The organism is Enterococcus hirae ATCC 9790, assembly GCF_000271405.2.
Classification (GTDB): Bacteria; Bacillota; Bacilli; order Lactobacillales; family Enterococcaceae; genus Enterococcus_B; species Enterococcus_B hirae.
In genome coordinates this window covers 2,367,108-2,392,355 of sequence record NC_018081.1, presented here as the reverse complement: position 1 = coordinate 2,392,355, position 25,248 = coordinate 2,367,108, and the positions used below count along the sequence as shown (strand labels likewise).

General features: G+C 37.9%; 19 protein-coding genes, 1 other RNA gene and 2 pseudogenes. 17 read left to right on the top strand and 5 right to left on the bottom strand.

Features of this window, described 5'->3' with window-relative positions; genetic code table 11:
• Nucleotides 1–64: 64 nt before the first annotated feature.
• Both EHR_RS11375 and nth read left to right on the top strand, forming a co-directional pair.
• Complete coding sequence (locus EHR_RS11375; RefSeq protein ID WP_010737511.1) at nucleotides 65–766, top strand: DnaD domain protein; 702 nt, start codon at nucleotides 65–67, stop codon at nucleotides 764–766.
• Between the two features lies 1 nt (nucleotide 767).
• Nucleotides 768–1,430, top strand: a complete 663-nt coding sequence (nth, locus tag EHR_RS11370; RefSeq protein WP_010737512.1) for an endonuclease III — start codon at nucleotides 768–770, stop codon at nucleotides 1,428–1,430.
• A gap of 44 nt (nucleotides 1,431–1,474) precedes the next feature.
• On the opposite strand, the gene EHR_RS11365 is transcribed toward nth, so the two are convergent.
• Both EHR_RS11365 and recU read right to left on the bottom strand, forming a co-directional pair.
• Complete coding sequence (locus EHR_RS11365) at nucleotides 1,475–3,856, bottom strand: PBP1A family penicillin-binding protein (RefSeq protein ID WP_010737513.1); 2,382 nt, start codon at nucleotides 3,854–3,856, stop codon at nucleotides 1,475–1,477.
• The gene (gene recU / locus EHR_RS11360; protein ID WP_010737514.1) at nucleotides 3,846–4,493 is read right to left on the bottom strand and encodes a Holliday junction resolvase RecU; all 648 of its coding nucleotides are present in this window, start codon (nucleotides 4,491–4,493) and stop codon (nucleotides 3,846–3,848) included. Before recU ends, EHR_RS11365 begins: the two co-directional genes overlap by 11 nt.
• A 62-nt stretch (nucleotides 4,494–4,555) precedes the next feature.
• On the opposite strand from recU, the gene EHR_RS11355 reads away from it, so the two are divergent.
• The 9 genes from EHR_RS11355 to EHR_RS11320 all read left to right on the top strand — a co-directional run bounded on the left by EHR_RS11355 (nucleotide 4,556) and on the right by EHR_RS11320 (nucleotide 14,218).
• On the top strand, nucleotides 4,556–5,095 hold the full coding sequence (locus tag EHR_RS11355) for an SLOG family protein (protein WP_010737515.1): 540 nt from the start codon (nucleotides 4,556–4,558) through the stop codon (nucleotides 5,093–5,095).
• Between the two features lie 90 nt (nucleotides 5,096–5,185).
• Nucleotides 5,186–5,599: a cell division regulator GpsB gene (gene gpsB / locus EHR_RS11350; RefSeq protein WP_010719243.1), complete on the top strand. Its 414-nt coding sequence runs from the start codon at nucleotides 5,186–5,188 to the stop codon at nucleotides 5,597–5,599.
• A gap of 18 nt (nucleotides 5,600–5,617) precedes the next feature.
• An RNA gene (rnpB, locus tag EHR_RS13920) (RNase P RNA component class B) lies at nucleotides 5,618–5,988 on the top strand.
• Between the two features lie 237 nt (nucleotides 5,989–6,225).
• Nucleotides 6,226–7,389, top strand: coding sequence for a THUMP domain-containing class I SAM-dependent RNA methyltransferase (locus EHR_RS11345; RefSeq protein ID WP_010737516.1), 1,164 nt, complete (start codon nucleotides 6,226–6,228; stop codon nucleotides 7,387–7,389).
• A gap of 30 nt (nucleotides 7,390–7,419) precedes the next feature.
• Nucleotides 7,420–8,943, top strand: a complete 1,524-nt coding sequence (locus EHR_RS11340) for a carboxypeptidase M32 (RefSeq protein ID WP_014834685.1) — start codon at nucleotides 7,420–7,422, stop codon at nucleotides 8,941–8,943.
• Nucleotides 8,944–9,627: an HD domain-containing protein gene (locus tag EHR_RS11335; RefSeq protein ID WP_010737518.1), complete on the top strand. Its 684-nt coding sequence runs from the start codon at nucleotides 8,944–8,946 to the stop codon at nucleotides 9,625–9,627. It begins immediately after the preceding gene.
• 850 nt (nucleotides 9,628–10,477) lie between these two features.
• Nucleotides 10,478–11,668 carry a glycine C-acetyltransferase gene (locus tag EHR_RS11330; protein ID WP_010737519.1) on the top strand — a complete coding sequence of 397 codons (1,191 nt, stop codon included), beginning with the start codon at nucleotides 10,478–10,480 and terminating at the stop codon, nucleotides 11,666–11,668.
• 177 nt (nucleotides 11,669–11,845) lie between these two features.
• A complete protein-coding gene (locus tag EHR_RS11325; RefSeq protein WP_010737520.1) occupies nucleotides 11,846–12,799 on the top strand; it encodes an L-threonine 3-dehydrogenase in 954 nt (317 codons plus the stop codon).
• 66 nt (nucleotides 12,800–12,865) lie between these two features.
• The gene (locus EHR_RS11320; RefSeq protein ID WP_010737521.1) at nucleotides 12,866–14,218 is read left to right on the top strand and encodes an APC family permease; all 1,353 of its coding nucleotides are present in this window, start codon (nucleotides 12,866–12,868) and stop codon (nucleotides 14,216–14,218) included.
• Between the two features lie 61 nt (nucleotides 14,219–14,279).
• Here EHR_RS11320 and EHR_RS11315 read toward each other — a convergent pair whose 3' ends face one another.
• Nucleotides 14,280–14,636, bottom strand: coding sequence for a hypothetical protein (locus EHR_RS11315; RefSeq protein ID WP_014834684.1), 357 nt, complete (start codon nucleotides 14,634–14,636; stop codon nucleotides 14,280–14,282).
• Nucleotides 14,637–14,767: 131 nt separating this feature from the next.
• On the opposite strand from EHR_RS11315, the pseudogene EHR_RS11310 reads away from it, so the two are divergent.
• A pseudogene (locus EHR_RS11310) lies at nucleotides 14,768–15,912 on the top strand (VanZ family protein).
• Nucleotides 15,913–16,012: 100 nt separating this feature from the next.
• Nucleotides 16,013–17,361 (top strand): annotated as a pseudogene (locus tag EHR_RS11305) (DEAD/DEAH box helicase).
• A gap of 119 nt (nucleotides 17,362–17,480) precedes the next feature.
• Here the strand turns inward: EHR_RS11305 and EHR_RS11300 are convergent.
• Nucleotides 17,481–17,909: a GNAT family N-acetyltransferase gene (locus tag EHR_RS11300; RefSeq protein WP_014834680.1), complete on the bottom strand. Its 429-nt coding sequence runs from the start codon at nucleotides 17,907–17,909 to the stop codon at nucleotides 17,481–17,483.
• Nucleotides 17,910–18,275: 366 nt separating this feature from the next.
• On the opposite strand from EHR_RS11300, the gene alaS reads away from it, so the two are divergent.
• The 3 genes from alaS to EHR_RS11285 all read left to right on the top strand — a co-directional run bounded on the left by alaS (nucleotide 18,276) and on the right by EHR_RS11285 (nucleotide 23,163).
• Nucleotides 18,276–20,918, top strand: a complete 2,643-nt coding sequence (gene alaS, locus EHR_RS11295) for an alanine--tRNA ligase (RefSeq protein WP_010737524.1) — start codon at nucleotides 18,276–18,278, stop codon at nucleotides 20,916–20,918.
• 488 nt (nucleotides 20,919–21,406) lie between these two features.
• Nucleotides 21,407–22,003, top strand: a complete 597-nt coding sequence (locus tag EHR_RS11290; protein ID WP_010737525.1) for an ECF transporter S component — start codon at nucleotides 21,407–21,409, stop codon at nucleotides 22,001–22,003.
• Between the two features lie 20 nt (nucleotides 22,004–22,023).
• On the top strand, nucleotides 22,024–23,163 hold the full coding sequence (locus tag EHR_RS11285) for a cation diffusion facilitator family transporter (protein WP_010737526.1): 1,140 nt from the start codon (nucleotides 22,024–22,026) through the stop codon (nucleotides 23,161–23,163).
• A 51-nt stretch (nucleotides 23,164–23,214) separates the two neighbouring features.
• Here EHR_RS11285 and EHR_RS11280 read toward each other — a convergent pair whose 3' ends face one another.
• Nucleotides 23,215–23,616, bottom strand: a complete 402-nt coding sequence (locus EHR_RS11280; protein ID WP_010719229.1) for a ribonuclease HI family protein — start codon at nucleotides 23,614–23,616, stop codon at nucleotides 23,215–23,217.
• A gap of 77 nt (nucleotides 23,617–23,693) precedes the next feature.
• Between EHR_RS11280 and EHR_RS11275 the strand changes: the two genes are divergently transcribed.
• Complete coding sequence (locus EHR_RS11275; protein ID WP_010737527.1) at nucleotides 23,694–24,116, top strand: EbsA family protein; 423 nt, start codon at nucleotides 23,694–23,696, stop codon at nucleotides 24,114–24,116.
• The last annotated feature ends 1,132 nt before the right edge of the window (nucleotides 24,117–25,248 follow it).

Genomic DNA, 25,248 nt, shown 5'->3' with positions numbered 1-25,248 from the left:
AGGAAAGCTACCTTGCCTCGAACAAGCTTTTTCCGTATACTGGATTTGAAGTGAGGGAAAAATCATGTTGAACTTAGAAAATTACTTAAAAGCGGGACAAACAACGATATCGAACTTGTTGTTAAAAAATTATCATCGTATCGGATTACAAGCAGAAGAGTTTTTATTTATTTTGCAATTGCAAAGGGCGCAACTCGAAGGAGACTTTTTCCCAGATTTACACTCGATTGCGTTGGATATGGGTGTCAAACAAGAGCGTATCTATCAAATTTTAAATCACTTGATCAGTAATGGGTTTATTAAAATTGAAACAGCAACAATTGATGGTAAGCAAGCTGATCGTTACAATCTATATCCTATATATGAAATTTTAGGGAATTTTTTGGAAAGTCAAAATCAAAAACAAGCTGATTTAAGTCAAGAAAAAATGGTGCAGTCTGTTTATCAGTTATTTGAACAGGAATTTGGTCGCCCATTGTCAGCCATCGAATTTCAACGGATCGGTCAATGGTTAGAAGAAGATCATTATCAACCGGAAATTCTGAAACTTGCTTTACGTGAGGCTGTTTTGAATCAAGCGTATAGTTTTAACTATGTGGATCGAATCTTGTTGTCTTGGGAACGTAAAAATTTAAAGACGAAGCAACAAGTAGAAGAAGATCAAAAAAGACGAAAACAACAAATGTTACAAAAAGAAGTGGAAACCACTAACGCACAACCAGAAGCCTTGCCAAAAGTTACGTTGAAAAATTGGCTGGAGGAATAATATGTTAAGTAAACAAAAAACAATGGAAGCCTTGACAAAAATGTACGACATGTTCCCAGAAGCACATGGTGAATTAAAACATCGAAACCCTTATGAACTGTTGATTGCTGTCATACTCAGTGCTCAAGCAACCGATGTCTCAGTTAATAAAGCGACCCCAGCTCTTTTTGAAGCTTTTCCAACTCCTGAAAAGCTGGCTGCGGCTCCGATTGATGACATTATCCCTAAGATCAAAACGATTGGTCTTTACCGCAATAAAGCAAAAAATATCAAAGCATGTGCCCAACAATTGATGGATCGCTTTTCAGGTCAAGTTCCTCAAACTAGAGAAGAATTGATTTCTCTTCCAGGAGTTGGACGAAAGACAGCGAATGTCGTTTTAGGTGATGCTTTTGGTATACCAGCAATTGCTGTGGATACTCATGTCGAGAGAGTAACAAAACGTTTAAGGATTTGTAAGTTGAATGCCTCGGTGTTGGAAGTAGAAGAAACGCTGATGCGCAAAGTACCAAAAGAATTATGGGTCAAGACTCACCACACTTTAATATTTTTTGGTCGTTATCATTGCACGGCAAGAAGTCCACGGTGTGAAGTTTGCCCCTTGTTAGACATGTGTCAAGATGGAAAAAACAGAATGAAAGAAAAAACATTGAACGTAAAATAAAAGATAAAAAAGGAAGTTGAGGTTTTTCTCAACTTCCTTTTTTGTTATGTGCCAGAAGACGTTGAACGACTAGAGGACTGTCCGGACTGTGCATTGTTCTCCGGAGGTGTTTGCGCTGGTGGTGTCGTGGATGACTCAGGAGTTGCCGAAGATGAAGAGCTTTGACTACTGCTGCTATTTTCTGGCGTTTCAGCTGAACTACTTGAATCATTTTTGTCACTTGAACTATCTACCGATGTCGAAGATTCGGCAGATGACTCAGTTGTTGAAGTTTCTGTCGATTCCGACGAAGAAGATACCGGTGTCGAACTTTCAGGTACCAGTGTCACTGATGAAGATGGCACCGTTGTTGAAGGGATCGTCGTACTTGGTGTTTTCTTGAGTTGATTGGTAAAGTATAATTCACCGCCAGATCTTACCAGTCCGCTAGGCATTTGCCAATCGCTATTTGTGACGCTGGATGATACATATTTCATTAATTCTCGATAAACATCAGAAGCAACATGAGACGAAGCAGAGGTGACAGGTGTCATTTTGTTGTTATAACCGGTCCATACTGAGATGGCGTAGTTTGGTGTATAACCAGCAAATAAAATATCAGGATACACACCGCTAGAAGTTCCTAATTTTGCGTACTCATCATCCGTATAGTTGGAAGTCCCGGTTTTTCCAGCTTGGTATAATCCAGGAATCAACGCATTCGTCCCAGTTCCTTTTGTTAATGTATCTTTTAAAATATCTGTGACCATATAGGCTGTTTCTGGAGACATAGCTGTATTACCATCGGGATCGAACGTTTCTTCTGTGCCGTCTTGGAAGACGATCTTATTGACATATTGTGGTTTATAATACGTTCCTCCATTAGCGAAAGCAGCATAGGCAGCCGCCATTTTCAAGGAAGAAGCGCCATATTTTGTGCCGTCTTGTTTTTCTGTGTTACTTGAAATCGCATTTGATTGATGGATCGTACTATATTCAATTCCAAGATCTTTTAAAAAGGTGCTAACTTTATCTGCGCCGACTTCATTGAACAATTTGACAGCTGGAACGTTTCTGGAAAGATACAAGGCTTGTCTTAAGGTGATCGTCCCCATAAAACGGTTATCCCAGTTGCCTACTGGTGTTGAGGTTCCTTCATAGTTATAAGGAGCATCACTGATCGTTTTTCCTGTAGAGTATTTTAGATATTCAAAAGCTGGGCCATAATCTGTGACTGGTTTCATTGTCGAACCGAAGTCACGAGAAGTATTAACAGCTAAGTTCATACCTAGTGTGACATCTTCTGCAATATGGCGACCGCCAATTTGTGCTTTTACTTGACCAGTATTGACATCGATCAACGTAGAAGCAACTTGCATTTCATCATCTGGATAGTTGACATAGTCATCAGTGTTGACAATATCATAAAGATGTTTTTGTGCGTCTAGATCTAAGTTAGTATAGATATCCAATCCATCAGTAAATACATTTTTATCCGTTTTTTCTTGAACTTCATTGATGACTTCTTTGACATAATTATCAACGATTTTTGAATTATCATCTTCTTTTTTCATCTCTTGAAGACCATCATCGATTGGTGTATTCACTGCAGCATCATATTCTGATTGAGAGATTTTCTTGTTTTGTAACATGGTATATAAAACAGTATCTCGCCGTTTTTTGGCTTGTTCTGGATATTGGTATGGGTCATAGGCAGAAGGCGCTTGTGGCATTCCAGCTAACAAAGCAGTCTGTGGTAATGAAAGTTCTGGTAATCTTTTACCAAAATAATTTTCTGCTGCCGTTTCCATTCCGTATAATCCGTTGGACATATAGACTTTGTTCACATAGTAAGTCAATATTTCTTGTTTTGATTTTTGTTGTTCTAATTTTACAGCTAACCAAGCTTCTTGTGCTTTTCGTTTCAAGGTTTGATCTGAAGCGTTGGTAGAGAAGTAGGAGAGCTTAATCAATTGTTGGGTCAATGTACTACCACCTTGAAGTCCGCCAGAAGTAAAGTTAGAAAGTGCAGAGCCGACGATCCGAACTGGGTCGATCCCGATATGTTTATAGAAACGTCGATCTTCAACAGAAACGATGGCGTTTTCTAACGTTTTCGGCAATTCGTTTGCGGTAATCTTTTCTCTTTTTTCTGCTCCTAAATCTTCAAATAATTCGCCATTTTGTGTGTAAAGTTTAGAAGAAACAGTCGCATCTAATGCAGTGTCCGTTAATTTTGGAGCATCTTTTGCATAAAACCAAAATAATCCGACACCGGCTAGGAAAGCGATACAAATCAAAGAAAATAAAATCAAGATGATACGGATGAAAAGCCCACGCTTCTTATGCCCGGAACCTTTGCCAGAAGTTTTATTTCTTGTTTGACTCGTCTTTTTAGAAGAAGAGGGACTGTTTCGTCTGGAAGTTCTTGTTTGCTCATTTGCCATTCTTGCGATCTCCTTCGATAGTTAATGTTGATAAGTATTGATCTACCGCTTTTAGATAAGGGATACGTGGCGAAAAACCTGTTTGGATCTCGATCCCTATTTTTTCGATCAATGAAAGCGGAAGCGACTTTTTCCCCTGATCCTTTTGCGCATGCCAATAATCGATCAGATAAGTACTATCTAAATAAAAGCAACGCTTCAACGTAGAAAACCATAATAGGACAAAACAAATTCCTTGTTGCTTTAGACAAGCTTCCATATGGTCAATTTGATGCGCATGGAAATTTTTGAAGGGAAAAGATGTCTTATTCTTTGTTTCTTTCGCTTCAAAATCCAAATAGAAACCTCGATATACACCGTTATAATCTGTTGTGGAGGCCTGTGAGAAATAAGCTTCCTTAATAACAGCGGCGCTACGTCGAGGATAATCTACTTTAACAATTTGAATGGGGGTTGGTTTTTTATGGATAACAGCTACTTGGTGCGCTAAGTAATACTGGTTACTTTCGTTAATTGCTTCTTCAAAACGCATCCCTCGATTGCCAAATTCAATGGCTGATTCTCTTTTTTCTTGAACTTTTTCCTTTAAAGAGGCATTCTTATGATAGGGTTGGCCGTTTGGATAGCGTAAAACCATTTTAATCACACTCCTAGCCAACATTATAGCAAAAAAGAATCAAGAAAGAAAAGGAAACTCAAATGGACCGATTAAAAGTGATGTATATTTCCGGTTATCGAAGTTTTGAACTTGGGGTTTTTAAGGAAAATGACCCTAAAATAACGGTTATTAAAAAAGTCTTAAAAAAAGAGATACAGCAATTAGTCGAAGAAGGACTTGAATGGGTTCTTACTAGTGGAAACTTGGGTATAGAAACATGGGTCACGGAAGTAGTTGCTGAATTAAAGCAGGAATACCCTGAGTTAAAGTTGGGGATCATCTATCCATTCAAAGAGTTTGGAAATAATTGGAATGAGAATAATCAAGAAAAGTTAAGAATGACAGAACAGTTAGCAGACTATGTTGAAGCAGTTAGCCATCAAGCCTATCAGTCGCCTAGCCAATTAAGAAACCACACGCGTTTTTTACTTGACCATACCGATGGCTGTCTACTGATTTATGATCCTGAGTTTCCAGGGAAAACCCAGTATTTTCTGAAAGAGGCGCAAACCTATCAACAGGATCATTCTTATGAAATTCGGCTAGTCAGTATGGATGATTTACAAAATTTCAGTGAATAATTCAGATAGTGTTTGATTTATCAAGTTATTTCCGATACAATGATATAGGTAGAAACTGTTATTATGTAAATGAAAACTAGAGGTGTAAATATGGCGGAATTGGTTTATAGTCCTAAAGACATTTTACAACAAGAATTCAAAACAAAGATGCGTGGCTATGATCCCATCGAAGTGGATGAATTCTTAGACAATATCATCAAAGATTATGAAACTTACAGCAAAAAACTCCTTGCTTTACAAGAAGAAAATGATAAATTAAGTGCCAAAGTAGCACAATTATCAAAAACACAAGGAGCAGCACAAACGCGTGTTCAACAAGTTGAAACACCGAAAAGTGCAGCAGTCACAAATTTCGATATCTTGAAACGTTTGTCAAATCTTGAACGTGAAGTATTTGGAAAAAAATTGGATCAACAATCATCAACAGTGAATGTTTCCCAACCTAACCCAAACAACTACACAAATGCAAGTGACGATGATAACGAAAAGACACGTCAATTCTAAGATTGATGATACATTGCGGTTTTTGGGTAATCGCGGTCTGACATGATCAGGCTGAGGAAAGTCCATGCTCGCACAGGCTGTGATGCCTGTAGTGTTCGTGCTTAGCGAAACAATAAGCTAAGGTGCTCTATTAGAGTAACGGCAGGAAAACAAGCTAAGGTTTTTAACTATGCTTAAGTATCCTTGAAAGTGCCACAGTGACGAAGCGGATAGGGAAACTTATTCGGTGGAACGCGGTAAACCCCTCGAGCGAGCAACCCAAACAATGGTAGGGGCGCTTTTTGTTGGGAATTAAGAACGAGACAAAAAGGCAGGTTAACTGCAGATAGATGGTTACCACATTGCTTTTTCTCCCTGGAAAAGTAGTGTACAGAACATGGCTTACAGAAAACCGCAATATAACAGGGAATACCTTCCAACCATGTTGTGAAGGTTTTTTTAACATTAGAGTGTCACCACCGATTTATACCATTCAATAAATGGCTTGTTTGTTCAGGAACACAAAAATGAACGAGTGAAGAATGGCAATTTAGAGACAAGTATGAAAAAAATACTGATTCATTTTTCGGTTTGATTTTACAAAAAGCTGGACGACCACGTTCAGCTTTTCTTATAAGGAGATAAGTATGGATACGACTAGAGAATTTAATCTTGTGGCAACGGCTGCAAGTGGGTTAGAAGCCCTTGTTGGAAAAGAACTACGTGACTTAGGCATTGATTGTCAAGTTGAAAATGGACGGGCACGTTTCAAAGGAACGATGGAAACGATCGCTACAGCAAATTTATGGTTACGAACAGCTGACAGGGTAAAAATCGTTGTTGGGGAATTTGATGCGTTTACCTTTGATGAACTATTTGAGAAAGTTAAAGCATTACCTTGGGAAGACTTTCTACCTTTAGATGCTGAATTTCCGGTTGCAGGAAAATCAATCAAGTCTAAGCTTTATAGTACACCTGATTGTCAGGCGATCACTAAAAAAGCGATCGTTGAACGATTGCGTAAGTATTATCACCGTCCGGCATCTGTTCCATTAACGGAGACAGGCGCACATTTTCAATTAGAAGTCGCTTTACTAAAAGATCATGTCATGATCACACTAGATACAACTGGTCCTAGTTTGTTCAAACGGGGATATCGTTTGGAAAAAGGTGGCGCACCGTTGAAAGAAAACATGGCAGCCGCTTTAGTGATGTTGACAAATTGGCGAAAAGATCGTCCGTTTTATGATCCAGTGTGTGGTTCTGGTACGATCTGCATCGAAGCTGCCTTGATTGGACACAACATTGCACCAGGATTTAATCGTGAATTTGCTTGTGAATCATGGGATTGGTTTAGTAAAGATGTTATGGAAAATGTTCGAGCATTGGCAGAAGAGCAAGCAGATTATGATATTGAACTCGATATCACAGGTTCTGATATCAATGGGCGGATGATCGAAATTGCTAAAGCGAATGCGGAAGAAATTGGCTTAGGCTCTTCAATCACGTTTAAACAACAAGCAGTCAAAGATTTCAAAACGGATAAAGAATACGGCGTAATCGTCGCGAATCCGCCTTATGGAGAGCGTTTAGGTGAAGAAGAAACGGTTCGTCGCTTGTATGAAGAAATGGGCGATGTTTTCCGTCCATTAAAGACATGGAGTAAATACATTTTGACAAGTGACCTTACTTTTGAAGAGTATTATGGGCAAAAAGCTACTAAAAAACGTAAACTGTATAACGGAGCTTTACGGACTGATCTCTTCCAATACTGGGGAACGCGTCCACCAAGAAAAGACAAAACGATTTAAAATTATATGGGATGGATGGAGGAATAAATGATGAATGAAAAAGAATTGATGAAAGAACTAAAAGAAATCAATCTCTTGCAACAAACCTTGGGCATTTTAGATTGGGATATCCAAACGGGTATGCCAGAAAAAGCGAGTGAGGATCGTAGTGAAGTCAATAGTTATCTTTATAGTCTTTATTTCTCAAAGAAAATTGGACCTAAGATCAAAGAAGCCATCCAATATTTTTCTGAACATCCCAATGAATTATCTGAAACGGGAAAAATCGTGTTCGAGAAGGTCAAAGAAGACTACGAACTTGAATATAAAGTTCCTGAAGAATTGATGACGGCATTGACAGCAGCAACTTCTACCGCACAGGTGCAATGGCAGCAATCTCGTGAAACGAAAAATTTTGCGGATTTTCAAGAAGCATTGACTAAAAATATTGAGTTAACAAAACAGTTGATCCCCTATTGGAAAAAAGACGAAGCAACTGATTATGATGTGTTACTCAACCAATATGAACCAGGAATGTCTGTTGAAATCTTAGATCGTGTTTTCCAACAAGTAAAAGAAGGAATCATGGAAATTAGAAAAACCTTAGCAGAAAAAGGGCATGAACCAGATACCTCTTTTCTTTCTCGAAAAATGACTAAAGCCCAACAAAAAAGGTTTGTCACAGGCGTGATTGAACAGTTAGGTTATGATTTCTCAAGAGGACGTTTAGATGACACAATCCATCCTTTTATGATCGGGATCAATCATAATGATGCACGTATTACGACTCGTTGGAATGAACATGACTTTAAAATGGCAGTCTTTGGCGTGATCCATGAAGCTGGTCATGGAATGTATGAGCAAGATATTGACGAAAAATTTGCTTATACTCCGATTTACCAAGGTACTTCGATGGGCATCCACGAATCTCAATCACTGTTCAATGAGATCATCATTGGTAGCAATCGAAGTTTCTGGGAAAAACAATATCCATTTTTCCAACAATGTGCAGAAGGAACATTCGATGATATTTCATTTACTGACTTTTATCGCTCGCTGAAACAAACCCAAGCAAGCTTGATTCGAATTGAAGCAGATAGTTTAACCTATCCATTGCATATCATTATTCGTTATGAAATTGAGAAAATGATTTTCAATGAAGGCGTGGACGTGGCTCAGTTACCAACTATTTGGAATCAAAAGTATGAAGAATATCTAGGAGTACGACCTTCGAATGATTTAGAAGGAATCTTGCAAGATGTCCACTGGTCAGGAGCTAGTTTTGGTTACTTCCCATCTTATGCTTTAGGATATATGTATGCTGCGCAACTGCTTCACGCATTAGAAAAAGAGCTTTCGATCGATGAAGTGTTAGCATCCGATGATTATCGACCAATCAAAGAATGGATGAAAGAAAAGATCCATCAATATGGTGCATCTAGAAAACCAACGCAATTGATTCAGGATGCAACCGGTGAGGTGCTAAATCCGCAATATTTGATCGATTACATGAAAAAAATCTATTTTTCGGTCTATCAAGTAGCTGAATTCAGTAGCGAGAAAGAAGGAAAATAAATGGAGAAACTGCAGGAAATTGCTGATTACAGTTTCAAGCAATTAGCAATGGATCAAACTGGACACGGGATTGATCATACGGTAAGAGTCGTTAAATTAGCAGAGAAAATTTTAGCAACTGAACCGCAAGCTGATCCATTGATTACCCTTGCTTCTGCTTATTTGCATGATACGATCGATGATAAAGTAGTAGCCGATGAAACGAAAGCAAAAGCAGAGTTACATCAATTTTTGCAACGTTTAGAGCTATCAGATGCAACCATTGAATCAATCTTTTTGATTATTGAAAACCTGTCTTTTTCAAAAGGGTTGTCAGGTGAAGAAATGGCATTACCTATTGAAGGAAAAATTGTTCAAGATGCAGATCGTCTTGAAGCCTTAGGAGCAATTGGTATTTTGCGTACGGCTTATTTTGGTGGTGGACATGGTCATCCCATTTTTGATGAAAGTCGGCAACCAATCACTTATCAAAATAAAAAAGATTATCGCAAAGGGTCCACTGTGATCAATCATTTTTACGAAAAATTGTTCTTATTACCAGATAGGATGAACACCCCATATGGTATAAAGGAAGCAAAACGACGAGAAGCCTTTATGCGGGAATTTATTGATGAATTCTTCAATGAATGGTCAGTAGGAGACCCTGATTTTACTCCCGAAAGCTGGTTGGCAACAGGAGGTTGAGACAAAAGTGTTAAGCATCAAGAAATAAGAAGGAATTTCCGAAAATTGACAAGAAACACAAAAACTCGTTTTTGATGTTGATTGTTACCTACTTGGTGCTTCTCAAATTTTTGGTAAATTTCGGCAAGTTTTCCGAAGATGCTACTTTTGTCTCACCGTGAACAAGAGGTCGTGAAAAGAGTGCCTTGACCTGAGCGCTCACCAAGTAAAAACTGCGACGAGTAATCGCAGGAACATTAAGGATGAAAATCTCGAAACAGCTCCCCATGTTTTGAGATTTTTTGACTTATCGCCGAAGGTCAGCTCTTTGAACACCGTTTATTCGATTTTAGAGAGACCAGAAGAGACTGAGGCAAGGTTTGTCTCAGTCTCTTCTTGTGGTCATGAGTAGTAACTGACGACCATAGGGAACGTTTTTTGTGTTGGGAGAAAGACTTCTTAAAATAGCTACAGGTAAGCGCCTTGGACCAAGTAATATATAGCTAGAGAAGCAAACATTAAAAGAATTTAATATACAAATAGAATATTCGTTTTTTATTTCATAACAAAAAACAAGAATAACTAATGGCGGAAAATTCAGAATATATGGAATATTTATTGGAAAGTTTATTAAGTTAAGGGTTGATATTAGCTAGAGGTGATCCTCTTAAAAATAACGACAGTTACTAAAATAAGTAAAAAAATATTTCGTTAGTGGAGTACCGATTGATTTGTTATGTAAGAAAATACTCAGTTAAATAACTCTCATAATTTGTGTAAGCGCTATCAGAAAAGGTATACTTATAAACAGGAATGAAAGGCTGCATATTCGTTCCTCAACCTTGAAGGTTAGAAAAATGGGGGTGGAGACATGTCTTCTGAAGTATTGTCAACTTATTTAGAACAGGAACTGGCTTTATTGAAGGAAAAGGGACTATACAACACGATTGATATCCTTGAAGGTGCAAATGGTGCGATCATTGAGGTAGCAGGGAAAAATTTGATCAATCTAGCATCGAATAATTATTTGGGGTTTGCTGATCGAGTGGAGCTGAAACAAGCGTGTATCGACGCAACGAATCGCTATGGTGTCGGCGCAGGTGCTGTCCGAACAATTAATGGCACATTGCGTATCCATCAAGAATTAGAGAATAAAATTGCAGAATTTAAAGGTACAGAAGCAGCGATTGCTTTTCAATCAGGCTTCAATTGTAATATGGGAGCTATTTCAGCCATTATGACTAAGGAGGATGCGATCTTATCAGATGAATTGAATCATGCTTCGATCATCGATGGATGTCGCCTCTCTGGTGCCAAAATCATTCGTGTTAAGCATCAAGATATGAACGATCTAGAAGAAAAAGCAAAAGAAGCGGTAAATAGTGGGAAATATAACAAAATCATGTATATCACAGACGGTGTTTTTTCAATGGATGGCGATGTAGCTAATTTACCCGATATGATCCCAATTGCCGAAAAATACGGGTTGATTACTTATGTGGATGATGCCCACGGTTCTGGAGTGATGGGAAAAGGAGCCGGCACAGTGAAGCATTTTGGTCTCCAACAGAAAATTGACATGCAAATGGGTACATTGTCTAAAGCAATCGGTGTCGTTGGTGGCTATGTCGCAGGATCTAAATCGTTGATCGACTGGTTAAAATCACGAGGACGTCCTTTCTTGTTTTCAACATCACTTACACCAGGTGCTGCTGGCGCTGCTCTAGCATCGATTCAACTGATGCAAGATCATCCAGAATTAGTCGAAAAAGTTTGGGAAAATGCCATTTATTTCAAAGAAAAACTGAAAAAAATCGGGTATGACATCGGCGTGTCGGAAACACCAATCACTCCAGTGATACTTGGCGATGAGAGTCTAACACAACAATTTTCTAAAAAGTTGATTGAAAATGGACTATATGTGAAACCAATCGTTTATCCAACCGTACCATTGGGAACAGGTCGTGTTCGTAATATGCCAACTGCAGCTCATACCAAAGAAATGCTCGATCATGCTGTAGCGATTTACCAAAAAGTCGGAAATGAAATGGGCATCATTTGATTTAGTAGAAACGATCTCGCCTGAAATCTAAGAGAAAGACGATCATAGGTTAGAGCGTTTCGGTTGTGTTTCTGTGAAAATCGAAGAATCACCTTTTTTATATTTTGCTCGTCAATGGAATGTAGGTAGCATTTATTTTTAATAGATAGTGAAAATGAACTAAAAAGGAGTGTTTGTATGAAAAAAGTATTAGTTACTGGCTGCCTTGGACAAATCGGATCGGAATTAGTTTTACGTTTAAGGGAAGATTTGGGTAATGAAAATGTTGTCGCAACGGATATTCGTATGCCTGAAAAGCTAGAAGATGGTGAACTATTTGAAATTTTAGACGTCATGGATTACGAAAAAATGCGAGCGTTAGTCGAAAAATATCAAGTAGATACTTTGATTCATTTAGCAGCGCTTTTATCAGCTGTCGCTGAAGCAAAACCAAAGTTCGCTTGGGACCTCAATATGGTTGGGTTAGTCAATGCGCTGGAAGTCGCAAGAGAATTTAAGTTAAAATTCTTCACGCCAAGTTCAATCGGCGCTTTTGGACCTAATACACCAAAAGATGAGACTCCTCAAGATACACTCCAACGACCAACAACAATGTATGGCGTGACAAAAGTCGCAGGCGAGCTTTTGTGTGACTACTATTATACAAAGTATGGCGTAGATACACGAGGTGTACGCTTCCCTGGATTGATTTCTTATAAAACTTTACCTGGGGGTGGGACGACGGACTATGCAGTGGATATTTATTATTCAGCTATCAAAGAAGGAAAATACACGTGCTTTATTGATCGTGGTACAGCTATGGACATGATGTACATGCCAGATGCCATTGAGGCGATTGTTCAGTTGATGAATGCTGATCCTAAAAATTTAGTTCATCGCAATGCATTCAATATCTCTGCGATGTCTTTTGAACCAGAAGAAATCAAAGCGTCAATCAAAAAAGTGTTTCCTGATTTTGAAATGGACTATGCAGTTGATCCAGTGCGACAATCGATCGCAGACTCTTGGCCAAATTCATTAGATATTAGTTGTGCGCAAAAAGAGTGGGGCTTTCAACCACGTTACGACCTAGATAAAATGACTCAAGATATGTTGTCCAAGTTGCAAGAGAAATTGACAGCAACAGTCTAATTACTATAGTTTATCGTAAACTTCCGATCGAGTGGTGGGGAGTTTACGATAAAGGGAGGATAAGCGATGGAACGTAACCAAGTATCGGTTGAAAAAAACAAAGTCGAACTAAAGCGAACGATGGGCTTTTTTACTGCTTTATCGACTGTGATGGGAACAGTGATTGGAGCGGGAGTATTCTTTAAAGCAGCGAGTGTCGCAGAAGTTACAGGATCAGTTAGTTTACATATGCTTTCTTGGTTTTTGGGAGGTATCATCTCCGTCTGTGCAGGTTTAACTGGTGCAGAACTTGCCGCAGCAATCCCCGAAACAGGCGGTATGGTCAAATATATCGAACGAACCTATGGACAGACGGCTGCTTTTTTGTTAGGTTGGGCACAAGTTGTGATTTACTTTCCTGCAAATGTAGCGGCATTATCAATTATCTTTGGGACACAATTTGTGAACTTATTTGCCTTAGAACAGCAATGGATTGTCCCCATCGCTATTATAGCCGCTGTGACGATCATGCTGATCAATTTTTTAGGATCAAAAGTTGGTGGAACTTTTCAATCCATTACCTTAATCTGTAAATTGATCCCACTGGCAGTCATCGTCTTGTTTGGCTTATTTCGCAGTGGTGGAGTAGAGTTTCAGCTGTTTCCCATAGAATCAGGAAAAGATCTGCCATTGTTTTCAGCATTAGGTGCGGGCTTGTTAGCGACAATGTTTGCTTATGATGGTTGGATTCACGTTGGAAACATTGCAGGAGAATTAAAAAAACCGGCAAAAGATTTACCGAAAGCCATTTCTATAGGAATCATCGGGATTATGGTTGTTTATTTATTCGTTAATACCGTCTTTTTAAAAACAGCTTCGATTGGAGGAATCAGTGGCAACAGTAATGCTGCTAGCGAAGTGGCTACCATGATTTTTGGTGGCGTAGGTGGGAAACTTGTAACTGTCGGGATTTTGATTTCAGTCTATGGAACAATCAATGGCTATACACTTACTGGGATGCGCCTGCCCTATGTGATGGCCCAAGAAAAACGGTTACCTTTCAGTCACCACTTAGGAAAATTGAACGATCGAACGAAGATTCCAGTGGTTGCTGGTGTTTTGGAACTAGGGATTGCGATCGGTATGATGATGGTCGGTGGATTTGATATGCTGACGGATATGCTTGTTTTTGTGATTTGGATTTTTTATACGATGGTATTTGTAGGTGTAATTATATTGAGAAATACAGTTCCAAAACTTGAAAGGCCTTATAAAGTTCCGTTATACCCAATCATTCCGCTAATCGCCATTCTTGGTGGTGCTTTTATCGTGGTTAGTACGTTACTGACACAAACACTTTTAGCATTTAGCGGAATCGCTTTGACATTAGTCGGAATCCCTGTTTATTTATATTTGAAAAATAAATATCCTGTAGTTTAACATATAAATGATAGTTAAACGTGCATTCTGTTGTAGCGTGTCAAGTTAAGCAATGCTAACTTTACCAACCAGCTACAAGAGAATGCACGTTTTTATCCTGTTTTTTTCTTAACTGTTTTAGCCGGCGCCAAGCACGAAAAAGGTTTAATAAGACGAGAAAACCAGCAACAGTAATGGGAATCCAAATCAAGTAGATCGGATAACCTAATTGATCTGATAAAGATCGAGAGGAAGCTTGCTCCATTTCAAGTAGTGCTTGTTGCCATGTCTGTAAGTTGAACACGAGCATGAAACTAGCAATAATTAACAAGATAAATCCAAGATAGCGGATGGTCGTTTTTTTACGTATATACGCAAAAATGAGATAGAGAATCAATAAAAAAGCGGGTACGCCAAACACAAAATAAATATTAAGCACGCTAATCGCCTCCTTTTGTTAATGATACTTCAATTAATATAAATTTAAAAATAATTACCCCATAACTTGCATAGTTTACAAGAGTACTGATAAGATGAAACCGTTAGTTAAGATGAAAAAGGGGGATGTTTATGGCTAGTTATATTGAACCGATTCGCTTTGCACTTATTGTTTTTCCATTTTTGGCATTAGCGATTTCTTCGTTTTTTTTCATTTATGAATATCGAAAGTATGGAACGTTTATTTTTTCGAGAGCGGTTATCTTATATTCGTTTGTTTTTATTTGTTATGTGCTTATTTTTTGATCATTTTACCGTTGCCTTCAAAGGAAGCCGTTGCTCAAATGACCGGACCTAAAATGGAATTACATTTATTTGCATCATGGGTCCATTTCCGAGAGAATACCGTCTTGGTTTTATCTGATCCAAGTACGTATTTACCAGCGATGCGACAAAGCGTTTTTTTAGAACCGGTATTTAATGTTTTGCTTTTATTACCTTTCGGGATCTATTTAAGATATTATTTTCGATTATCTTTTGTGAAAACCATCATTGCAAGTTTTTGTCTTTCCTTATTTTTTGAATTGACACAGTTAAGTGGGTTGTATTTTATTTATCCTCGACCTTATCGGCTATTTGATGTCAATGACTTATTGACGAATACGATCGGAGGAACGTTAGGGTACATTATGACACCAATCTTTACCTTCATGTTGCCTACGAGAGCAAGAATGGATGAAGTGTCATACGAAAAAGGGAAAACAGTTTCTCTAACGAGACGATTAGTTGCCTATTTCATTGATTGGGCTTTCTTATCGGTTTTATCCGTGCTGATTGCTGTGACTCTTCAATTGTCTTTGAAAATAGGTGATATCACTTCAAGTAGTTGGTGGGTATTTTTAGAAGTCTTGCTTTATTTCATGGTCATACCATATGTAACAAACGGTCTCACTTTAGGTAAAAAAATCGTACGCATTCGTGTGGTTTCGGATAACGGAAAACGACTTTCTTTTAAAGCACTGTTTATCCGTTATGGGTATCTTTACTTTTTATTTTATGGGTTAGCTTGGCTTAGTCAGACGATCCAACATATCACTGACCATACGACAGGTGTATTACAGGTAAGCGGGATTTTTATTGTGTTGGGTGTTGCATTTGCACAGTTTATCTTCATGCTGAATCTTTTCTTGTCATTCCTTCGTAAGAAAAGAGTGCTGTTCTATGAAAAAGCCAGTCAAACACATACGATTAGTACCATTCAACCAAAAGGGAACTAGTGGATCGTGAGCGACTTTGAAAAGGATCAAGCAAATTGCTTGAGGATGTGGTATAATGCGAAAGTCGTGTAAAAAAGAAAGAGAAGAGGTGCTTACTTAAATGAGTAATTTTGAACAATTTCATTTTAAACCATATATAAATGAGGCGTTAGCAGAAAAAGGTTTTGCTCAACCAACTGAAGTACAAGAGCGTTTGATTCCTTTGATCGCTAAAGGAAAAAATATCATTGGTCAATCACAAACTGGTTCGGGCAAAACGCATACATTTTTATTGCCTTTATTTCAAAAAATCAATGCGGAAAAAGCCGAAGTACAAGTAGTAATCACTGCACCAAGTCGTGAACTAGCTACTCAAATTTATGATGCTGCTAGTCAGATCGCTAAATTTTCCGATCCAGAGATCCGAGTGACGAATTTTGTAGGTGGAACGGATAAGCAACGCCAATTGAGCCGCTTGAAACATCAACAACCACAGATCGTAGTGGGAACGCCAGGTAGAATCTTGGATATGATGAATGAACAAGCATTAAAAATCCATACAGCATTTGCATTTGTTGTAGATGAAGCAGATATGACACTGGACATGGGCTTCTTGCATGAAGTGGATCAAATTGCTAGTCGCTTGCCTGAAAAACTGCAATTTTTAGTTTTCTCAGCGACGATTCCTGAAAAATTACGACCATTTTTACGTAAATACATGGAAAATCCAATCATTGAAGAAATCAAACCGAAAGCAGTTATTTCAGAAGATATCGAGAATTGGCTGATCTCTACTAAAGGGAAAGATAAAAATCGAATGATTTACCAATTGTTAACGATTGGTCATCCTTATCTAGCAATTGTCTTCGCGAATACGAAGCAACACGTAGATGAAATTGCTGATTACTTGAAAAGCCAAGGCTTAAAAGTAGCTAAAATCCATGGAGATATCACTCCAAGAGAACGAAAACGGGTGATGCGCCAAGTTCAAAACTTAGAATATCAATACGTGGTTGCGACAGATCTAGCGGCACGTGGCATCGATATTGAAGGGGTTTCTCATGTGATCAATGCAGAAATTCCTGAAGACCTTGACTTCTTTATCCATCGAGTAGGTCGGACTGGACGTAATGGTTTAAAAGGAACTGCGATCACTTTGTACTCACCAAGTGATGACCAAACGATTGACAGTATTGAAAAAATTGGTGTCACATTTGAACCGATGGAAATCAAAAATGATGAAATCATCAAGACTTATGACCGCAATCGTCGGACGAAACGGGAAAAATCCAAAGATACACTGGATCCTACATTGATCGGCTTAGTGAAAAAGAAAAAGAAAAAATCAAACCTGGATATAAAAAGAAAATCGATTGGGCAATTGCTGAAAAGAACAAAAAAGACCGTAAAATCGAACGCAGACAACAAACTAGAACTGCAAGAAAAAATAAGAAAAACTCCAATAAGTAAGTCAATGACCAGACCCTTTAAAAGAGACGTCATGACTTCACGCTCAAAGACCAAAGGATTGCATTCCTTTGGTCTGTTTTTAAGTGTTCATTTAGCAGATAATCTAGTGATAATAGATCTTAAATCAATTCTTTTTGCATCCCTACGCAGGTAATCCCATCCTCGATAAAAGGATCTGTACAAGTCTCGTAACCTTGTTGCTGATAGAAACTAAGGGCAGTCATTTCTGCTACTAGGTAACTTGATAGCAAGCCTTCTTTTTTCGCTTTCTGTTCAGCTAAGGACAACAGCTGACGACCGAAACCTTGTTGGCGATAATTTTTGGCGACGCAAAAACGATCGGGGTTAAGACAAGTGGACGATTTTTTTTGATAACGTAATGTTGCAATTGGAACATTGTTTTCCATTAACAGAAAGTAGTTATCAGAAGTGTCCGTTTCGTCAAATTCTAATTCTGGCAAAATGCCTTGTTCCAGAACAAATACCTGATAACGAAGATAAAAACTCGCCCCTCTGATCCAGGACTTGTTTCCAAAATAAACTTGCATCATCGATTCTCCTTTTGATTAATAGGCGTAATTCAAGCTTAACAAAAAATATTCTAGAAAGAAATAAGAGTTGAAGGAAAAGAGCGGTTGACAGAATAAAATAGAATACGTATACTTGTAAAGTACGAAAAGGACATGGTTTGTTTAAGTCTGACTTGCAGAAAATTCTTTCCAGGCTGAAAAAAGAATAGTCAAAAAAACAAATTGCTCCCTTTTTTATTGATAGAAATATCAACGCTACTCAGCGTTATCGAGTTCAAGAGGTAATGATCGAACATCATTGCAACCAAGGTGGTACCGCGAGTTTTCGTCCTTGGCTGTGAGGGTGTTTTTTTGTCGTTTAAAATAAAGAAAGAAGGTAATAAAATGAAACAATTAAGCAGTGCACAAGTTCGACAAATGTTTTTAGATTTCTTCCAATCAAAAGGACACACGATTGAACCTAGCGCATCATTAATTCCAGTCAACGATCCAACACTTTTATGGATCAACTCAGGGGTTGCTACGTTAAAAAAATATTTTGACGGCTCTGTCGTACCAGAAAACCCACGCATCACAAACGCTCAAAAATCAATTCGTACGAATGATATTGAAAATGTAGGGAAGACAGCACGGCACCACACAATGTTTGAAATGCTTGGAAATTTTTCTATTGGTGATTATTTCAAAAATGAAGCAATCCATTGGGCATGGGAATTTTTAACAAGTCCTGAATGGATGGCATTTGATCCGGAAAAATTATATGTTACCGTTTATCCAAAAGACACAGAAGCAAAACGAATCTGGCATGAAGAAGTCGGCTTGCCACTTGATCACATTGTAGATGTTGAAGATAATTTCTGGGATATTGGTGCGGGTCCTTGTGGTCCTGATACAGAAATCTTCTATGATCGAGGCGAAGCATACAATGATGTCGCAGAAGATGATCCAGAAAACTACCCTGGTGGAGAAAACGAACGCTATTTAGAAATTTGGAATCTAGTATTTTCTGAGTTCAACCATAAACCAGATCATACATTTGAACCTTTACCACATAAAAACATTGATACGGGCATGGGGCTGGAACGGATGGTTTCGATCGTTCAAGACGCACCAACAAACTTTGAAACAGATTTGTTCTTACCGATCATTCATGCGGTAGAAAAACTAAGCAACCAAGTAAAATATGGGGAAAACCCGACAACCGACATTTCTTATAAAGTAATTGCGGATCATATCCGAGCATTATCTTTTGCGATTGGAGATGGGGCGCTTCCTTCAAATGAAGGTCGTGGCTATGTTCTTCGTCGTTTATTACGCCGAGCAGTGATGCACGGGAAAAAATTAGGGATTGAAAAAGCTTTCTTATATGATCTTGTTCCAGTAGTTGGCGAAATCATGGTTAGCTATTATCCAGAAGTCCTTCAACAAAAAGAATTTATTGAAAAAGTAGTTCGTACCGAAGAAGAACGTTTCAATGAAACGATCAACGAAGGTCTTGAAATCTTGAATCAAGTGATCGCTGAAGTCAAAAAAGCAAATGGAACAACACTTGCTGGAAAAGATATCTTCAAATTGTATGATACTTACGGTTTCCCAGTGGAGTTGACCGAAGAAGTGGCAGAAGATGAAGGCTTGAAAGTCGATCATGAAGGCTTTGAAAAAGAAATGGAAGCACAAAGACAACGTGCGCGTGCTGCTCGTAGTACAGAAAAATCAATGGGAGTCCAATCTGCCCTATTAACAGATATCAAAGTGGATAGTAAATTTATTGGCTATGATCAAGTTGAATCAGACAGCAAACTATTGGTGATTATCAAAGAGGAAGAACTAGTGAGTGAATTGTCTGCTGGACAAGGTCAATTGATTTTTGATCAAACACCGTTTTATGCAGAAATGGGTGGACAAGTGGCTGATCAAGGTTGGATCATTGATGCCTCTGGAGAAACGGTTGCGACAGTTGTTGACGTTCAAAAAGCACCGAATGGACAATTTATGCACACCGTAGAAGTGCTTTCAACATTGACTGAAGGCGCAGTTTACCACTTGTTGATCGATGTACCGATGAGAAATCGCATTATCAAAAACCATACAGCGACTCACTTATTGCATAAAGCTTTAAAAGAAGTTTTAGGGGAACATGCAAACCAAGCTGGTTCTTTAGTTGCTCCTGGACATTTACGCTTTGACTTTACTCATTTTGGACAAATCACAGCTGATGAATTAGTAAAAATGGAACGAATCGTTAATGAGAAGATATGGGAAGCAATCCCAGTAGAAACCATCGAAACAGATATCGATACCGCTAAGAATATGGGTGCTATGGCTTTATTTGGTGAAAAATATGGTCAAGAAGTCCGTGTAGTGAACATTGGTGGATGGTCTATCGAACTTTGTGGTGGAACCCATGTAGCAAATACTGAAAATATTGGGATCTTTAAAATCGTTTCTGAATCAGGAATCGGTGCCGGTGTTCGTCGGATCGAAGCTGTAACAAGTAAAGAAGCATATGAGTTATTGGAAGCAGAAGAAAAACAATTAAAAGAAGTTGCTACAATTGTCAAATCACCTCAATTAAAAGAGGTTGTATCAAAAACAGAACAATTACAACAACAACTAAAAGAACTACAAAAAGAAAATGAACAATTAGCAAGTAAACTAGCGAACCAACAAGCAGGCGATGTCTTTAAAAATGTGGAAACAGTTAGTGGTCATTCACTGATTACTGCACAAGTAAAAGTAAAAGATATGAACCAATTACGTCAATTAGCAGACCAATGGAAACAAAAAAACATTTCCGATATTCTTGTTTTGGCAAATGAACAAGACGGAAAAGTTAGTTTGTTAGTCGCTATGACGAAAGAAGCAAATGATGCTGGGCTAAAAGCTGGTGACTTGATCAAAGCAATCGCACCAAAAGTTGGTGGTGGCGGTGGTGGTCGCCCTGATATGGCGCAAGCAGGTGGGAAAAACCCTGCTGGTATCCCAGATGCTTTATCAGAAGCTAAAACATGGTTGTCTAATCAATAATCAACTTTAAATACTTTTCCAAATAAAATGAGAAAGCGTCGAATAGCTCAGATGATAATAACCTCCTTTTGAAACGGTATTTTATGTTTGGGAGAGAAAAAACTTATTTCAAGGAGCGAATACTTGACCTTGTTTTAGCAAATAATGGGGAATAGAATGCTTTCATTGAAGCGAGTAAGCGGTCATTTTTTAAACAGCTTTTCATAGTTTAAACACTGATCGCTTATTGCTTAAGGAAGCACCGATAATACTATTTATTTTCATACATGCTAAAGGGCTCAAGAACGACCTTTTTTGTTCAAGGAGTATTGAATCCTCCTATTTGTTAAAGAAAAGTTCTACCGAATTTGTTTGAAACGGAAATCCCGTTGACAAATTCGGTTTATTTTATGAGAACTGAATGCAACCAATCAGCATTTTCTTTGAGAGTAATTAATTGACAAAAAAGCAAAACCTTTTACGATTAGAATAAAAAGGAGGGGGTAAAATTGAATAGTAAAAATAAAACTTTTCGTTTAGTTTTACGAGCGATTTTATTAGCAATCATTATCGTTCAAGCAATGGTTCCATGGTTAGGGTTTATTCCTTTAGGATTTATTAGTTTGACGATTATTCACATAACAGTTATCGTTGCTGCGGTTGTATTAGGACCGAAAGACGGCATGGTCATTGGTTTGTTTTGGGGGATCGCCACGATCATTCGTGCTTACGCCATGCCTACGACCCCATTTGATACCCTCGTCTTTACCAATCCGATCATTTCAGTTGTTCCTAGAGTTTTAGTTGGCTTAGTTGCAGGAATCATTTTTCACTGGATTTATCAACGTTATCATTCTGTAGTCGTTGGTTCGGTTTTAGCAGGAGTATTTGGCTCACTCGTGAATACACTTTTAGTTCTAGGGTTTATGGGACTGTTTTATACTGGGGCAACTGCTGATGCGTATGGCGTAGATGCGGATCTATTATTTAAAACTTTGGCAGGAGTTGCCGCAATCAATGGGATTCCGGAAGCGATAGGTGCCGGAATCATTACGCCACTGATTGCTAAAGCGCTGTTTGCTGCAACGCCACTCAAACCAGAATAAAGAATAAAGGAAGCGAAAAAGTGTCAAAAGAACAAAAAACGATTAGTGGGCAAGAACGTACCAAAAAAGGTATTATAGCTGGAATCTTAGGTCTTATCACAAATATATTATTGTTTGTTGCGAAATTTGCAATCGGACTTTTTTCTGGCAGTGTTTCGATCATGGCGGATGCTATCAATAGTTTATCCGATACAGCTTCATCCATTTTGACGCTTGTTGGGTTTAAGATTGCTGCAAAACCCGCAGACCAAGAACATCCATTTGGACATGAACGATTTGAATATATCAGTGGCTTATTTGTTTCAATCATCATTACGTATGTAGGGTTTCAATTTTTGGACGCTTCTATACGGAAAATTTTTCGGCCGGAACATTTAGTCCTGACACCGATCGTGTTTCTTGTCCTGATATTTTCGATTCTGTTAAAACTTTTACAAGGACGTATGTACACTAGATTTTCAAAAACAATTCAGTCAGAAGCACTAAAAGCGACAGCCAAAGATAGTTACAATGATGTATTCACGACGTTAGCTGTTTTAGTATCTGCAGGTATCGAAAGATTCACTGGCTGGCGTATTGATGGCTATGTTGGTTTTGTCTTAGCCGGGTACATTATTTTTAGTGGGATCATGATGTTACGTGATTTTGTCTATGAATTACTAGGTAGCCGTCCAACAGCTGAAGAAATCAAAACAATGGAAAAACAATTAAGTTCTTATAAATCGATTTTAGGTTTTCATGATCTGTTGGTTCATAATTATGGACCAAATAAAAAGTTTGCTTCTGTTCATATTGAAGTTGACGACAGTTTAAACTTGAATGAAGCACATAAAATCATTGATATTATCGAAAAAGACTTTAAAAAGACTTTGGATGTAGATTTAGTTTGTCATCTAGATCCGGTAGCAATCCATAATGAACAATACCGTAAGATATTGAAACAATTGAGACAAATTATCAAAGAGTTAGGGGAAGAGTTGAGGTTGCACGATTTACGGATCATACGTAAAGGGAAAGAGTTGCAATTCGATATTGTAGTTCCTCAGAATTTCAAGTTACCAGATGATGTTTTAGAAGAAAAGATTCGTCAAGCTATTGAGAAAAAGGTTGGTTCTTTTGAACTCGATATTACTTTTGATCACAATTATCTTCTCTATTAAATCAGAAACTTTAAAAAGACTTTTTAGTAAATAGCTAAAAAGTCTTTTTTTTTATGGATTTAATTGTTTTTGAAGCGCTTGGCGTGCCAGATTATCCGCCCCTTTATTCTTACTCTCGGGAATCCATTGTAAGATGAGTAAATGGAACTGAGCGAGTAATTGTTGGATCTCATATAGAAGGGAAGAGAAACTTTCGTTGTTTGTGTGGTTTTTGTCGATTGTAGAAACAAGTACTTTGCTATCGGAATAACAGAGAATTGTTTCATTGACCCAGCCTTTTTCCTTTAAAATTTCTAAAGTTTTTAAAAAGACTTCGAATTCAGCTTGATGATTGGAGCCATCCGAAAGTGGGACGGTAAGCTGTTCTTGTTTATTTTCATGGATAATTAAAATGCCTCCACCACTAGGTCCTGGATTGCCTTTTGTGGAAGCATCAATGTATACTTTGATCATAATAAGGAAGCTCTCCTTTTTATAAAAATAGTGTTATGCTATAATTATACCATTACAAATAGATGCGAGGTTAAAGAATGAAAAAAATAATTCGCTGGCAGCCGGAATGGGCGCAGACGATCATCTATTGGTCTTTATCTTTGATCATTTTATTTTTTAGTTTGATTTTATCACTTGAAAACACTAGACCCTATTGGAAAAGTAACTTAGTGATGGGGCTATTTTTAATTTTTCTTTTTCTTGGGTATCGTCGGTCATTTATTTTGAAAAACCATGCAATCAAAATTAAATATGCTGCTTTTTGGAAGGACCAAAATATCCCGCTACAAGATATTGACTCTGTAACACCGGTCAAAAGAGGCGTAAATATTAAATATGTAGGGAAGGCTGAGCCAACCTTCTATCTGATGCGCAAAAAAAGTCAGACAGCTTTTTTGTCCTACTATTCTGAAGGTAAAGAGCAACAAAGCACTAACAACCAAGTAAATACAACTAGCTGATTGATTTTACTTGTTTAAACCAATTGATTCAGCAGATATAAAATAGCTGCGAGAAAAACATAACTATATATAACCTCTGAGAAAACAAGCCGAAGAATCCGAAGATCATTTTATGATCAGGGTGAGATTCTTCGGCTTGATTGTGTCTTGCTGACGTTTGTATGAACTTGACCTTAGAATAATGGATGATATGATGTTCGACCAGTAACTTTCGATAAAGTAATGGACACCTGACCATTCAACCAAGGGATATATAACTTAATAACATAAAGGATATTATAAAAAATTTGCACTAAATATTTTTTAAAGGAAAAAAAGAAGTAAGATAACATTTTTTCTTATTTATAATAAAACTTACAGAAAAAGTATAAGGAGAAAAACGGACGTGGAAATAAAAAAATGTTAGAAGATCTCAACCGAATTTGGAAGATAAAAGAAATACGAAGAAAAAGAGGTGCGAAGCTATCGAGACTATGGCGGAGAAACGGTAGGAAGATAGTGAGACTATGGCGGAGGAACGGTAGGAAGATAAAAGGAATATGGAAAACGAGAGGTACAAAACTACGGAGAATGCACTTGGAAAAGCTAAATAAAAGAAAGGAAAATGGCAAAAGAACACAGATGAAAAAAGCACAGACATCAAGAGTGAAACAAGGTAGTTCGAACAATAAACAAGAAATACGTTCGCTATCTGTCCGTGCAACAAATCAAGCGAGTTGGAAAAATGCGCAAATTTCAAGAAATTTTGCGAATCAGCAGAAGGGCTACTCCAGGAGTCAACAGACATCTATCACCTCAACGAGATGAATCTTTCTATGGGTTCACATAGTTTTGATGTCAATCGTTGGATTCAGTGTTTTGAGCAATTAGGAGTGATAAATGGTTGGCAATTTTTAAAAAGAAAACAGCAAAACACAGGGGTATAACCTTCAGGACTTAAAAAATATCATGGCTGGGTTTGATTCGCAGGAAATAACTTCAGGAACCAGTTCAAGAAGATACATAAATGAACGAATCATAAATAGTGAAAGTGATCGTTGAAACTAGTTATTAGAAAAGCTCGGTAAAAAAATGGTATAAAAGCAATCAAAAAAGATTATCAACCAAGGCTATATAACAATCAAGCCCTTGT

Excerpts from the sequence above, each read along its gene's own strand:
- EHR_RS11365 (WP_010737513.1), bottom strand. The coding sequence starts at position 3,856 with ATGGCAAATGAGCAAACAAGAACTTCCAGACGAAACAGTCCCTCTTCT.
- EHR_RS11335 (WP_010737518.1), top strand. The coding sequence starts at position 8,944 with ATGGAGAAACTGCAGGAAATTGCTGATTACAGTTTCAAGCAATTAGCA.
- EHR_RS11320 (WP_010737521.1), top strand. The coding sequence starts at position 12,866 with ATGGAACGTAACCAAGTATCGGTTGAAAAAAACAAAGTCGAACTAAAG.
- alaS (WP_010737524.1), top strand. The coding sequence starts at position 18,276 with ATGAAACAATTAAGCAGTGCACAAGTTCGACAAATGTTTTTAGATTTC.
- EHR_RS11355 (WP_010737515.1), top strand. The coding sequence starts at position 4,556 with ATGGACCGATTAAAAGTGATGTATATTTCCGGTTATCGAAGTTTTGAA.
- EHR_RS11300 (WP_014834680.1), bottom strand. The coding sequence starts at position 17,909 with ATGCAAGTTTATTTTGGAAACAAGTCCTGGATCAGAGGGGCGAGTTTT.
- EHR_RS11325 (WP_010737520.1), top strand. The coding sequence starts at position 11,846 with ATGAAAAAAGTATTAGTTACTGGCTGCCTTGGACAAATCGGATCGGAA.
- EHR_RS11345 (WP_010737516.1), top strand. The coding sequence starts at position 6,226 with ATGGATACGACTAGAGAATTTAATCTTGTGGCAACGGCTGCAAGTGGG.
- recU (WP_010737514.1), bottom strand. The coding sequence starts at position 4,493 with ATGGTTTTACGCTATCCAAACGGCCAACCCTATCATAAGAATGCCTCT.
- EHR_RS11275 (WP_010737527.1), top strand. The coding sequence starts at position 23,694 with ATGAAAAAAATAATTCGCTGGCAGCCGGAATGGGCGCAGACGATCATC.
- nth (WP_010737512.1), top strand. The coding sequence starts at position 768 with ATGTTAAGTAAACAAAAAACAATGGAAGCCTTGACAAAAATGTACGAC.
- EHR_RS11340 (WP_014834685.1), top strand. The coding sequence starts at position 7,420 with ATGAATGAAAAAGAATTGATGAAAGAACTAAAAGAAATCAATCTCTTG.
- gpsB (WP_010719243.1), top strand. The coding sequence starts at position 5,186 with ATGGCGGAATTGGTTTATAGTCCTAAAGACATTTTACAACAAGAATTC.
- EHR_RS11375 (WP_010737511.1), top strand. The coding sequence starts at position 65 with ATGTTGAACTTAGAAAATTACTTAAAAGCGGGACAAACAACGATATCG.
- EHR_RS11330 (WP_010737519.1), top strand. The coding sequence starts at position 10,478 with ATGTCTTCTGAAGTATTGTCAACTTATTTAGAACAGGAACTGGCTTTA.
- EHR_RS11280 (WP_010719229.1), bottom strand. The coding sequence starts at position 23,616 with ATGATCAAAGTATACATTGATGCTTCCACAAAAGGCAATCCAGGACCT.